This is a genomic window from Actinoplanes oblitus (assembly GCF_030252345.1).
Classification (GTDB): Bacteria; Actinomycetota; Actinomycetes; order Mycobacteriales; family Micromonosporaceae; genus Actinoplanes; species Actinoplanes oblitus.
In genome coordinates, this window is record NZ_CP126980.1 from 4,319,404 (window position 1) to 4,331,501 (window position 12,098).

At 73.3% G+C, this 12,098-nt stretch carries 13 protein-coding genes; 1 reads left to right on the forward strand and 12 read right to left on the reverse strand.

The features are described from left to right. Positions 1 to 63: 63 nt before the first annotated feature. Entirely contained in the window at positions 64 to 447 is a 384-nt protein-coding gene (locus tag Actob_RS19395; RefSeq protein ID WP_284921676.1) for a nuclear transport factor 2 family protein, read from the forward strand. A 52-nt stretch (positions 448 to 499) separates the two neighbouring features. Here Actob_RS19395 and Actob_RS19400 read toward each other — a convergent pair whose 3' ends face one another. The 12 genes from Actob_RS19400 to Actob_RS19455 all read right to left on the reverse strand — a co-directional run bounded on the left by Actob_RS19400 (position 500) and on the right by Actob_RS19455 (position 11,949). Then, positions 500 to 1,828 (reverse strand): MFS transporter, encoded by a 1,329-nt coding sequence (locus Actob_RS19400; protein WP_284921677.1) that lies wholly within the window; start codon positions 1,826 to 1,828, stop codon positions 500 to 502. Beyond that, the gene (locus tag Actob_RS19405; RefSeq protein WP_284921679.1) at positions 1,828 to 2,253 is read right to left on the reverse strand and encodes a hypothetical protein; all 426 of its coding nucleotides are present in this window, start codon (positions 2,251 to 2,253) and stop codon (positions 1,828 to 1,830) included. Before Actob_RS19405 ends, Actob_RS19400 begins: the two co-directional genes overlap by 1 nt. After that, positions 2,250 to 3,083 (reverse strand): 4'-phosphopantetheinyl transferase family protein, encoded by an 834-nt coding sequence (locus tag Actob_RS19410; RefSeq protein WP_284921681.1) that lies wholly within the window; start codon positions 3,081 to 3,083, stop codon positions 2,250 to 2,252. Before Actob_RS19410 ends, Actob_RS19405 begins: the two co-directional genes overlap by 4 nt. After that, positions 3,067 to 4,200 carry an acyl-CoA dehydrogenase family protein gene (locus Actob_RS19415; RefSeq protein ID WP_284921682.1) on the reverse strand — a complete coding sequence of 378 codons (1,134 nt, stop codon included), beginning with the start codon at positions 4,198 to 4,200 and terminating at the stop codon, positions 3,067 to 3,069. The genes Actob_RS19410 and Actob_RS19415 overlap by 17 nt, the downstream gene beginning before the upstream one ends. After that, on the reverse strand, positions 4,197 to 4,829 hold the full coding sequence (locus Actob_RS19420) for a hypothetical protein (RefSeq protein ID WP_284921683.1): 633 nt from the start codon (positions 4,827 to 4,829) through the stop codon (positions 4,197 to 4,199). Before Actob_RS19420 ends, Actob_RS19415 begins: the two co-directional genes overlap by 4 nt. Continuing rightward, entirely contained in the window at positions 4,826 to 5,698 is an 873-nt protein-coding gene (locus Actob_RS19425) for a beta-ketoacyl-[acyl-carrier-protein] synthase family protein (protein ID WP_284921684.1), read from the reverse strand. The genes Actob_RS19420 and Actob_RS19425 overlap by 4 nt, the downstream gene beginning before the upstream one ends. A gap of 2 nt (positions 5,699 to 5,700) precedes the next feature. Next, a complete protein-coding gene (locus tag Actob_RS19430; RefSeq protein WP_284921685.1) occupies positions 5,701 to 5,967 on the reverse strand; it encodes an acyl carrier protein in 267 nt (88 codons plus the stop codon). Positions 5,968 to 6,044: 77 nt separating this feature from the next. After that, positions 6,045 to 7,313, reverse strand: a complete 1,269-nt coding sequence (locus Actob_RS19435; protein WP_284921686.1) for a type III PLP-dependent enzyme — start codon at positions 7,311 to 7,313, stop codon at positions 6,045 to 6,047. Continuing rightward, the gene (locus Actob_RS19440) at positions 7,306 to 8,688 is read right to left on the reverse strand and encodes a preATP grasp domain-containing protein (RefSeq protein WP_284921687.1); all 1,383 of its coding nucleotides are present in this window, start codon (positions 8,686 to 8,688) and stop codon (positions 7,306 to 7,308) included. The genes Actob_RS19435 and Actob_RS19440 overlap by 8 nt, the downstream gene beginning before the upstream one ends. 26 nt (positions 8,689 to 8,714) lie before the next feature. Next, positions 8,715 to 9,644: a 3-oxoacyl-[acyl-carrier-protein] synthase III C-terminal domain-containing protein gene (locus Actob_RS19445; RefSeq protein WP_284921688.1), complete on the reverse strand. Its 930-nt coding sequence runs from the start codon at positions 9,642 to 9,644 to the stop codon at positions 8,715 to 8,717. Then, positions 9,641 to 10,942, reverse strand: coding sequence for a glutamate synthase-related protein (locus Actob_RS19450; protein ID WP_284921690.1), 1,302 nt, complete (start codon positions 10,940 to 10,942; stop codon positions 9,641 to 9,643). The genes Actob_RS19445 and Actob_RS19450 overlap by 4 nt, the downstream gene beginning before the upstream one ends. After that, entirely contained in the window at positions 10,939 to 11,949 is a 1,011-nt protein-coding gene (locus Actob_RS19455) for an asparagine synthetase A (protein WP_284921691.1), read from the reverse strand. The genes Actob_RS19450 and Actob_RS19455 overlap by 4 nt, the downstream gene beginning before the upstream one ends. Between the last annotated feature and the right edge of the window lie 149 nt (positions 11,950 to 12,098).

Consider the following 12,098-nt stretch of genomic DNA (forward strand, 5'->3'; position numbering starts at 1 on the left):
CTCCCACCATCTGCCTGCGCCCACACACGTGGCTCGCGGCAGGCCATGCAGAGGAGACCAGTGATGAGCGGGCCAGGAGGTTCACCGCCGTACACCGCCACCACCGCGGCCGGAGTCGACCACGTCCGGTTGTCGTACCACTACCTGGACACCGGCGACCTGGACGGCTACGCATCGCTGCTCGACGAGCACGTCCGCGTACGGCGGCCGGACCTTCCGCTCGGGGACGGGCGGGCCGAGGTGGTCCGTACCCACGCGCAACTGGCCGGGCCACCGGCCCGGCACCAGATCTTCAAAGTGATCGCGGACGGCGACGGTGTCGCCGTGACCGGCCGGTACGTCCTCCCGTCGGGCGCGCAGGAGCTGGACTTCGTCGACGTCTTCACCCTCACCGACCACGGGATGTTGCTCGGTTACCGGCGGTTCTACTACCTGGCGCCCTGCTGACCGGATCCGCACCCGAGTGCCGGGGGGCGGATCCGGTCAGTGCGTCGCGGCGTCACGCCGGCCGGGTGACGGGATCACGAACCGCCCGGCTCCGTCCCTCGCCCGCGTCCGCGACCTCCGCCGTGGCCTCGCGTCCGGCCTGAGCCTGCGGCGCGGGGGCCGGCCGGCGTATCGCCCGCACCGCGGCCAGCGGCGCGGCCAGCGCGACCGCCCCGCACACCAGCCAGGTGGCGTGCAGGCCGATCACCGCGGAGAGCGCGCCGAAGAGCGCGATCGACACCGGGGTGGTCCCGATCCCGGCCAGGGTCAGCATCGACATCGCGGTGCCCAGCCGGGCCGGCGGCGACGCCTGCTGATAGACCGTGACGATGGCCGGCCCGTTCAACCCGGCCATCAGGCCGACCAGGACGCTGACCACCACCAGCGCGGCCAGCGAGGGGGTCGACGCCATCACCAGGATGCCCAGGCCGATCCCGACACCGGTGGCGACCATCCGCACCGACAGCGGCAGGCGGTGGGCGAGCAGCACGCCGATCAGCCCGGCGACCAGGGCACCCGCGCTGAACGCCATCACCACGACGGCCACCGCCCCGACCCCCCAGCCGCGGGTGTTGACCAGCAGCGGCAGGGCCACCTCCAGCGGCCAGCCGAATGCCAGGTCCAGCAGGAACGCGCAGACGAACAGCCAGCGCAGGCGGGCGTGCGCCCGCAGCAGCCGGATGCCGTCCCCGGCGTGCCGCAGCAGGGTCTCGCCGGGGGCCCGGGTGCCGCCCGGCATGCCGGCGGTGACCACCGCGGCCGCGGCGAACGCGAGCGTGCCGGTGACCGCCACGACGGCCATCGCCTGCCACAGGTCGCCGACCGCGATCAGCCAGGCGCCGATCGGGGAGCCGACGATCGGGGCGAGCCGGGTGATCATCGCCGACAGCGAGTTCGCCCGAGCCAGGTGATCGCCCTCGGCCAGGCTCGGCAGCAGGGTGCTGTTGGCCGGACTGCCGAAGCCCAGCAGAACGCCTTCGATCGCGGCGATGACCACCAGCGGCCAGAACCACGGGGTGGTGAGGGTGACCACCGCTCCGGCCGCGAGCAGCACGGCCCGGGCGGAGGTGGTCCGCAGCAGCACGAACCGGGCGCCCAGCATGTCGGTGACCGCGCCCGAGAAGATCAGGACGATGGCGCGCGGCAGAGCACCGGCCAGGGTCAGCACGGTGATCGCCGTCGCCCCGCCGATCCGGACCGCGGTCCAGGCCAGGGCCACCAGCAGAAGGTAGTCGCCGGTCAGCGAGAGCGCCTGACCGGTCATCAGGACGATGACCTTGCGCCACCGGATCACCGGCGGCGCGCCGGCCGGCAGCGTCTCCGCAACGTCGGCAGAACTCATCACCGATCCTCACTCTCAAGACTGTCGGTCCAGGCGGTCCCCGCCGGTGGGAGGGCCACCCACCCGCTGCCGCCGCGCAGCGCGTTCTCGACGGCCCGCCCGGCAGCGACGCGGATCGCGTCCGGGGCGGCCCCCGCCGCCCGGACCTGGAGCACACCGCCCAGGTCCGAGCGGCCCAGCCGGGCCAGTGCCGAGACGGCACCGTGCAGGATCGCGGGGTGTCCGGCGGGTTCACAGGTCAGCACCGGAATCTGCGACGGGATGAACCGGACGTACCCGGTGTGGTCCGGCGATGCCGCGCCAGCGTTGTCCGGTGCCGGCCGGGCCTCGTGCCGGCAGGCCGCGCCGGTCCGCCGCCCACTCGTCGCGCGGCGGGTGGCGGCCGGCCGGCAGAACCGGCCGACCGGGTCGTGGTGGCGTCTCATGCCGGTCCCCTCGATGCCGGGACCAGCAGACCACCGGCCGCCGCAAGGCCGGGTCCGTCCGGTGACGGCTCCGGGTGGTGCGGGCCGATGCCCACCGGGTCCTCGCGCCGGCTGCGCCAGTCCCACTCGAACATCCGTAGCCGCTGCGGCCGGTCGCCGACGGTGGCCAGCGTCGCCACGAACCCGGGCGGCGCGGGCAGATCCCGCAGATCCCAGCGTTCCCCGTCGTACGCCCCGGTGCCCTCCACGATGCCGGGCACCAGCACCCGCAGGCACAGCCCGTCCAGCAGCCGTCCACCGGACGCCTTCACACACGCCTCCTTGCGCGACAGCAGCCGGTGGTAGAGCGCGCTGCGGGACAGCTGGTCGGCCTCCCGGCTCACCGCCGCGGCCTCGTCCGGGGGCATGAACCGGGCGGCCAGCGCGGTCGCCCGTACGTCGTTGCGGATCTCCTCCAGGTCCACGCCGACCGGGTCGTGGAGCCGGACGGCGAGCATGGCGTGCCCGCCGGAACGGCTCAGGCTCCACTGCCACCGCCGCCACGGCCCGTCGAAGTACGGCTTGCCGTTGGGGCCGCGAGCCCAGTGCAGCGTGCCACCGGTGGCGCCGAGATAGCCGGCCAGCACCGACCGCACCGCGCCGTGCGCCACCACGAACCGGGTGGCCGCCCGGCTGTCGCGCAACCGGCCGGCCCGGCGCCGTTCCTCGTCGTCGAGCAGTGCGCCGACCGGTACGGCCGCCTCGGGGTCCACGTCGAGCACGATGTGCCAGACATCGGTCCCGGGCGGCGGCCCGACGACGACCGGCCCCGGCTCACGCGGCGCGGACATCGCTGAGCCGTCCCTGCAAGTGGCCCCGGGCCAGGGTGAGCCGCTGGATGTTCCCGGTGCCCTCCATGAACTCGAAGCCGCGCGCGTCCCGCACCAGCTTGTCCAGCAGCGGGTACTCCCAGCAGGCGCCCGGGCCGAGCAGCCGGACCGCGTCGGTGGTGAGGTCCTCGGCGAGCCGGGTGGCCCGCAGCTTCGCCGCCGACGCGAGGGTGCCGTCCGACGGGTCGTGGTCGGCGGACCGCGCGGCCGCCAGCACGAGCGCGCGGGTGCCGGCCAGCCGCTGCCGCCAGTCGTCGAGCCGGGACCGTACGGCCGGGCGGGCCGCGGCCACCAGGTCGTACGCGGCCTGCGCGACGCCCAGCGCCAGGCAGGACACCACCGGCCGGTAGCGGTGGAAGGTGCGGGTGGCGGCCCACATGCCCTGCCGGGTGGCGGACCGGCCCCGGCCGAGCAGGTCACCGGCGTCGATGGGCACGTCGTCCAGGCGCAGCTCGCTCAGTTCCAGGCCGCGCAGTCCGGTCGTCGGCAGCGGCACCGCGGTGAAGCCGGGCTTGTCGGTGCCGACGAGCACCGCGACCACCCCGAGCGGGCCGGCGTGCCGGCGGGCGAAGACCACACCGATCCTCGCGCGGGCCCCGTTGCCGATGTAGCGCTTGGTGCCGGCCAGCCGGAAACCGTCACCGTCCGGGTGCAGCGCGGTGTGCATGCCGGCCGGCTCGGAACCGGCCGTCGGCTCGGTCATGCCGAAGAACGTCCAGGCGCCCTCGCCGGCGACCACCTCCCAGTAGCGCCGCCGTTGCGTCTCGTCGGCGAGGTCACCGATGACCGAGCCGGACATCGACGGCCCCGGCAGGGCGAGCACCGCTGTCGCGTCGGCGCGGGCCAGTTCCTCGTAGACGACGACCTGCTCGACACAGGACTGCAGCAGGGCGGTCCGGCCCTGTACCCGCAGCGGGTCCGGGTTGTACTCGGCCGGCAGACCGGCGAACCGGCGCCACGGCAGTACCGGATCGCGGGCCCGGCCGGGCTCCCGGTCCCGGTCCAGGGCGGCCGGTCGCAGCAGGTCCGCGTACGCCCGGGCCTCGGCGCGCAGGCCGGTCAGAAAGTCGATGCTCATGATCCCCCCAGGTCGGTCGGTGGCGGGTAGGTGTCGGCGAGCAGTTCGGAGACGCGGACCAGACCGGCCGGCCCGTCGGCCAGCAGACCGGCCGCGCCGAACAGGTGCAGGCAGGCCCGGCCGGTCTCGTCGAGCGCCCGGTGCGCCCGGGCCAGGCCGTCGGCGTCCGGTGCGGGGCCGATCAGGGCGGACGCCTCGGCGAGACCGGCGGCCGCGTCGGCGAGGATGCCCCGGACCATCGGCAGGTTCAGGGTCACGGTGCCGGCCACGCTGCGGCCGCGCAGATGCCGGGCGACCCGGTCGAGCAGCCGTTGAGCCAGCCCGAGCCGGATGGCGGCGATGCCGGCCGCCCAGTCGATCCCGGCCGGGGTGCCGGCGCCGTCCGGCACGCGGCAGGCGATCAGTTCCCCGTCGTCGGTGCTGACGCGGGCCAGCACCGACCGGCCGGGACCGTCCGGGTAGGCCGTCGCGGGCAGCAGGGTGTGGCCACCCGGGCCGGTCGGCAGTGTTTCCGGGCCGGTCGCCGCCCACAGCCGGGTGAGCGCGGCGCAGGGGCCGTCGGTGTGGGCGACACGGCCGTACGTTCGCGGGTCGGCGAGCGTGTCCGGGCCGCTCATGACGGCGGTCACCGGACCGGCTCCGGCACCGGGCGCGCCGGTGCGGTGGACCGGTGCCGGCGCGCGGTGCCCGAGCGGCCCGGGGCGCGGCGGCCCGCCGGCCGGGTGACGGTCATCGCGCATCGGTACGGCAACGCCGGGTCGTCGTCGGTGACCAGGATCCGGCCGCCGTCGTGGCGCCCGCCGAGCAGCTCGGCCAGCACCAGCCACACCCCGGCGCAGGGGTGCCCGTCCGCGGCCCGCAGCACCGGGACCCGCGCGGGCGGACCGGCTGTCCCGGCACCCGCGACGACGACGTCCACGTCCGGGTCCACGGCCTGGTGCACGGTCCGGCCGGCCGGGACCGATCGGGTGACGGTCACCTCCGGCAGCCCGAGCCGGACGGTGCCGTCCGGCCCGAGCAGCATCGCCACCGCGACGTCGCGATCGACCCGGTCCGCTCCGGCGGCCGGCGGCAGGGTGGACTGCTCCATCACCACGATCAGGGCGCGCCGGGCGGCTCCCGAGTTCAGGTGGTGCCAGGCGATCCGCAGGGCGGTGAACGGCCCGGCCACCCCCTGTTCGGAGACGCCGATCAGGGCCGGATCGCCGGGCAGCAGGTCGGCGAGGACCGGTCCGGCGAAGCTCTGGTGCCGGCAGTCCGGACTGGCGTCGACGGTGATCACCAGGTCCACGCCGCCGAGGTGCGCTCCTAGCTCACCGACCACGGCACGGGCCATGTGGTGGTAGCTGACCAGGGCGCCGCCGTCCGGCCACGCCGGGTCGGCGAGCTCGCCGTACAGGGCCGTCATGTGCTCGCGCAGCGACTGCCGCTCGTCGGGGGCTGGTGCCGGCACCGGATCGGTGAAGGTGAGGACGGCGATCCGTTCCAGGGTCGTCATGATCAGCGGTTCTTCGCGACGAAGGCGGCCAGCGAACCGATCGAGTCCAGGTCGGACTGCTTCAGGTCCTCCGGGTCGACCTCCATCTCCAGGTTGTCCTCCAGGGCCATCAGCAGGGCGAGCACGCCGGTGGAGTCGAGGCTGAGGTCGTCGAACAGCCGGGTCTCGGCGGTGACGTCGGTCAGCTCCTGGTTGAGCACGTCCTCCAGGACGGTGACGATGACGGTGACGATCTGCTGGTGGCTGGTCTCGACGGTGCTGGCGCTCATGGGAAGGTCCATCCTCTCGGGTGTGGTGAAGCCGGGTCGGTGCAGCGGGAGTGCTACGAGATCAGGGGCGGGTACGGTCATCGGAAGTCGTGCAGGATCTGGGCGGCGAGCATGCTCTGCACGTCGTCGCGGGCCCGGACCAGCCGCGGCCGGCCCTGGTGGATCAGCACCTCGGCCGGGTAGCCGTGGCTGAGGAAGTACACCGGCGAGGCGGTCGGGCCGTAGGCGCCGGAGCGTTCCACCCCGATCACGTCGCCGGGACGCAGATCGCCGGGCAGCGCGGCGGCCTTGCCGATGGTGTCGCTGGGGGTGCACAGCGGTCCGGTGACGTTCCACTTCACCGGCTCGGCGGTGCTCTGCCGGTTGAGCAGGCGGATCGGGAAGTTGCGTTTCACGAACGAGCCGATGCCGACCGCCGCCATGTGGTGGTTGGTGCCGCCGTCGGTGACCGCGAACCGCTCGCCCATCGACTCCTTGACGTAGCGGACCTGGACGGCGTACACACCGCTGTGGCCGACCAGATAGCGGCCCATCTCCATCACCATGCGGACATCCGGGTTGCGGTCCCGGAACGCCGCGAAGACCGGATTGAGCTGGTCGACCAGCAGTTCGGGATCGAGATCCCGCTCGCCGTCGAAGTACGCCACCCCGAGCCCGCCGCCGACGTCGACCAGTTCGAGGCGGACACCGAGGTGCGCGCTGAGCCGCTCGGCCAGCTCGAGGATCCGCCGGGTGTTCTCGACGATCATGTCCTCGGCGAGGAACCGGGTGCCGAGATAGGACTGGAAGCCGCAGAGCCGCACCGAGCGGTGCCGCCCGGCCAGACCCGGCTGCTCCATCAGGATCGCCTCGTCGATCCCGAACTGCCGGGGCTTGCCGCCCATGGTGAGCCCGCTGCCCTTGACCGCGAAGCTCGGATTGACCCGCAGCACCACCCGGGCGACGGTGCCGAGCCCGTCGGCCAGCTCGTCGATCAGGTCGAGCTCGGCCAGCGACTCGCAGATCAGGGTGACCCCGTCCTTCAGGCACGTGGTCAGCTCGTCGCGGCTCTTACCGGGGCCCAGGAACATCACCTGCTCGGCCGGCACGCCGGCGCGCTGGGTGGTGACCAGCTCGGCCATCGAGGACACCTCGGCCCGGGCGCCCAGCGAGTGCAGCAGGGCGCAGACGCTGATGTTCGGGTTGGCCTTCAGCGAGTAGTAGATCTCCACACCGGAGTGCAGCCGGTCACGCAGGCCGCGGAACCGCTCGGCGATCACCGCGCCGTCGTAGACGTACAGCGGCGTGCCGAACTGTTCCACCAGCTCGTCGACGGGGACGCCGCCCCACGAGGTCGGCTCAGACATGGACGCTCTCCTTCAGGACGGCCGCGGTGACACCGCGGTCGAGTTCGGTCAGCTCCTGCTCGGTACGGGCCATCAACAGCCCGTACAGGCGTCCCGCGTAGGGACGGGTGTCGCCGGGTTCGGGGGCGGCGGCGTTGACCGTGGCGAAGTTGTTCACCAGCAGCCCGGCTCGCCGGTCCGCGGTGAAGATCAGGTCACCGAGCCGGTCCCGCAGCTCGGGCCAGCCGATCGGGGCGCTCAGCCGCAGGTCGTACTGGCGGGCCACGGCGACGGTGCCGGGGTCCATGAAGCGTTCCTGCAACCCGGTCTGGTACGTGGACATGTTGTTGCGGGCGTTGATCTCCAGCACCGGCAGCAGCCCGCCGGATCGGGTGGTGATGGCGTCCACCCCGACCACGCCGTGGAAGCCGTCGGCGGCCAGCCGTTCGCCGAGCCGCGTGGCGGTGTCGACGAGCTGGTCGACGTGGTCCGGGCCGAGCCGGGCCGGGATGCGGTGCCCCTTGTGGACACCGCTCTCGGTGAGCGCCTCCTTGACGAAGTCGAACCGGATCGTGCCGTCCCGGGCGACGGTGAAGTGGTAGTTCAGGTCCAGCGCCTTGTCCGCCCATTCCTCCAGCACCAGGGCGATGCGCGGGTCACCGGACCGGGCGGCGCGCCGGGTCACCATCTGGACCAGCTGCGCCAGCCGGCGGGCGTCGTCGAAGACCATGATCCCCTTGCCGGAGACGCCGTAGGCGTCCTTGACGCCGACCCGTCGTCCGGCCGCGATCGACCGGGCCGCCTCCCGGGCCGCCTCGGCGAACTCGGTGACGGTCTCGCACTCCCAGCCCACCGCCTGCGGCAGCCCCAGTTCGGTGGCCAGACGGCGGCTGTAGATCTTGCTGTTGACGGCCTTGACGACCGGTACCGGCGGCAGCGCCGGGGCGAGGCCGGTCCGGTCGCACAGCTGCTGTTCCAGCGTGGACATGCCGTGCGGCAGCAGGTACGCGCCCCGGCCGGCCAGTGACCGCAGCGCGGCCAGCAGACGCGGTGACCGCAGCGCGTCGGCGCTGACCGTGGCCCCCGGGTCGTGCTCGTCGGTGAGCAGGATCCCGGGCAACCCGATCCCGAGCGAGCTCAGGTAGGACAGGTAGTCGGGGTCCGGGGCGGCCTTGAGCACCACGTGGTCGCCGGGACCGGCGAGCAGCAGCGCGAACTCGTCCATCCGGTTGACGATCGCGGTGGCGGCGCGACCGCCGAAGACCGGCAGCCCCACCTCGTCGCGGGCCCACTCGTCCTCCACCTCGAAGTTGCCGATCAGGACGAACGTCGCGTCGGCGGATCCGGTGCAGGCCTGTTTGACGCCCGGTAGGAACGTCGGACTATCCAGTGACATCGGGAACTTCCTCTCGTCGGGCCGGATCAGTGCCGCAGCACGGCGGCCGAGAACGTCGCCCCGAGCCCGACGGACGTCATCAGGTACAGGTCACCCGGGCGCAGCCGGCCCGCGGCTCGGGCATGGACGTGGTTGATGAACGGGTCGGCGCCGAAGCAGTGCCCGGTGACCGGGATGTTGTCGAGATAGATCCGCTCCGTCGGGATCCGCAGCTGGCGGGCGGCCCACATCCAGGACAACCGGTTGACGTTGTGCGGCAGGATCAGCGCCACGTCGTCCACGGCGACCCCGGCTCGCCGGCACGCCTGCCGGATCACCTCGGCGAGGAGCTCGTTGTGCTCCTTGACGAAATCCGGGTCCAGGGCCCGGGGCGGCACCTGTTCGGCGTACCGGCCGAGGGTGCGGGTGGCGAAACCGAGCAGCCGGTCCCGCTCGCCGGACGGACCGACCAGGCAGGCGGCCGTGCCCTCGCCCATCACCGTGCTCTCCGGGATGATCTCCGAGACGCCGGTGACGATCTTCTCGCCGGTGAGCACCAGGGCCAGGGCCTGCGGGTCGCCGTCGGCGGTGAGCAGCCGGCCGGCGAGGTCCATCGCGAGCAGGCCGGCGGCGCAGGCGTGCTGGCTGAGGGTGAACCCGACCGCGTTGACCAGGCCCAGTTCGGTGCAGAGGTCCTCCACCGGGTAGTCCCCGGCCGGTGTCGCCGGGCCCAGGGTCCGGGCCAGCACCACGTAGCGGACCCGGGACTCGTTGCCGCGCAGTCCGGTCAGCGCCTGCACCGCCGCGGTCAGCAGCGACCGGTGGTCGCGCCCGGGCGCCCGGCGGACCGAGCGCAGCCCGTAGAGGCGCCGGAAGGTCCAGAGCACCTGCGGGTCGGCGCCGATCGCGGCGCACACATCGGTGACGTCCACCTGGTGTTCGGGCAGGTGGCAGGCTACGTCCAGCAGTGCGGTCACGGCGTACGCTCCAGGGTCGGCACGGTCGGATCGTCAACGGGATGCGGCTGCGCCGTGGGCGCCGGCCACCACAGGTCCTCCCGGTCCAGCAACCGTGAGTGGTATTTGCCGACCGCGCTGATCAGCATCCGCGCCTCCAGCGCGAGCGCCTCGACCAGGCGGATCAGGCCGTGTTCCGGGTCCTCGTCGACGGCCAGCAGCGCCGCGCGGCCGAGCCCGACCGCTGTCGCGCCCATGGCCAGCGCCCGGACCGCCCGGCCGCCCTCCCAGATCCGGCCGCTGGCCAGCAGGCAGCCCTCCGGCGCACCGATCCGTCGCAGGCACTCACCGAGGGTGAGCCCGGCCCGGCCGAGGAACGCGCGCGGCGCCCACCCGGTGCCGCCCTGCGCACCGTCCACGGTGACCGCGTCGCTGCCGGCCCGCCACGCGGTCACCGCCGCGGCGGCGACGTCGCGTCCGGGGTGGAACTTCACCCACACCCGGGCGCGCGGGAAGTTGTTGCGCATGAAGCGCACCTGCTGGCGCAGGATCTCCTCGGTGAAGGTCCCCGGGGTGGCGCAGCGCAGCCAGCCACCGGTACCGGGCAGTTCCCGGACCGCGAACCGGGTGTCGAGCCGGGCCGCCTCGGCCGGGTCCACCACCGTCATGCCGCCGAGCCCGGGTTTGGCGCCCTGACCGGTCTTCAGTTCGAAACCCAGCCGGCCGGAGTCGAGCAGGCCGGCCACCGACGGGTCGCTGTAGACCAGGTTCCACACCTCGGAGTCGGCGTCCTCGGTGCTCTGCTGCACCACCACACCGCCGAGCCCGGGCGGGCACTCGCCGGCGTAGGCGCGCAGCCGCTCCAGGATCGGTGACCGGTCCTTCTCGGACCGCCGGTAGCCGGTGACCGGCACCAGGTTCTCGCCGATCACCATCGGGATGCCCAGGCGGCCGGCCTGCCGGCTGACCGCGATCCCGGTGTCGGCCCCGGCGGCACGGGTCGACCCGAAGGCGGACACGTACACCGGCAGCGGCGAGGAGAACCCGCCGATCACGGTGGCCAGGTCGACGTCGTCGTGCAGCGGCTCGCGGCCCAGGTCGATCAGTTTCTCCAGGCGCCGGGGCATGAACACCGGCGGGGCCACCACGGCGCGGTCCAGGTCGTCGGCGATCCCGTCGGGGGCCGGCGGCTGGTCGGCGCCGGCGCCGAACAGCTGGTCGCCGTACGTCTCCAGCGGCGCGAAGACCGCCGCGACGCCTTCGCGGGCCCGTTGCCGGACCTGTGCCTCGGGGAAGCCCGGAGCGCTCGCGCGGGTCACGGCGACACCGTTCCCGGCAGCTTCGGGTAGGCGCTGACCTGCCACAGCGCGTCCAGGCCGGTGAGGAACCGGACCAGTCGCTGCAGGCCCATGCCGAATCCGGCGCTGGACGGCAGGCCCTCGCGCATCAGGCGCAGGTACCAGTCGTACTTGGCCGGGTTCTCGCCGCTCTCCCGCATCCGGGTGACGATGGTGGCGTAGTCGGCCTCCCGCTCACTGCCGCTGACCAGCTCGCCGTAGCCGCCGGGCGCGATCAGGTCGAAGTTGCGCAGCACCCCGGGCCGGTCCGGGTCCTCGCTGTCGTAGAAGCCGCGCGAGCCCTTCGGGTAGTCGGTGATGAAGAACGGGCGGTCCGCCTCCAGCGACAGGATCCGCTCGCCGGCCCAGTCGATCTCCGCGTCCGGGCTCTGCGGGTGCCCGCCGGCCCGCAGCCGGTCCACCGCCTCGGTGTGGGTGCAGCTGTCGAACTTGCCGGCCAGCAGCTCGGCGAAGGCGAGCCGGTCCCGGCCGAGACCCGCCAGCACGTCGGGCACCGTGTCGAGCACGTGCCGCACGACGTGGGTGAGCAGTCCGGCCGCGGTGTCCATGGCGTCCTCCCGGGACGCCCCGGCGATCTCCACGTCGATCTGGTGGAACTCCACCAGGTGCCGGCCGGTGGTCGCGGTCTCCGGCGGCTCGACCCGGATGTTCGGGGCGATGTAGAACAGCTTCGGGAAGCCCTTCAGCGACGCCTGCTTGTAGAAGATCGCGCTGGTCATCAGCTTGTACGGATGTCCGTAGAAGTCGACGTCGAGGGCCTTGGCCCCGCGCGCGCCGGGGTCGGTCACCGGGCCGATCATCGGCGGGAGCAGCTCGGTGAAGCCGCGGCCGCGGAAGTAGTCCCGCACCCCGTACAGCGCCTCCTGTTGCACCAGCATGGCTGCCCTGGTCGTCTCGGCCACCAGGTGCTCGCCGAGACGGTCCGGACGGAAAACGGCCCCGGCTGCCGGCTGCTCTTGCTGCGACATCGCGCCTCCTGTCTCTCTCGATCCGTTCTGCACATTTCAAAGGTAGGAGAGAAAATGGTGGCGAGACGGTAGTCGGACAGGCAGAAAAAGAGGCAGTAAAACCGCTCGCAAGACTGATCGGAAAACGAAAGCGACCCTCCCGCATCTTG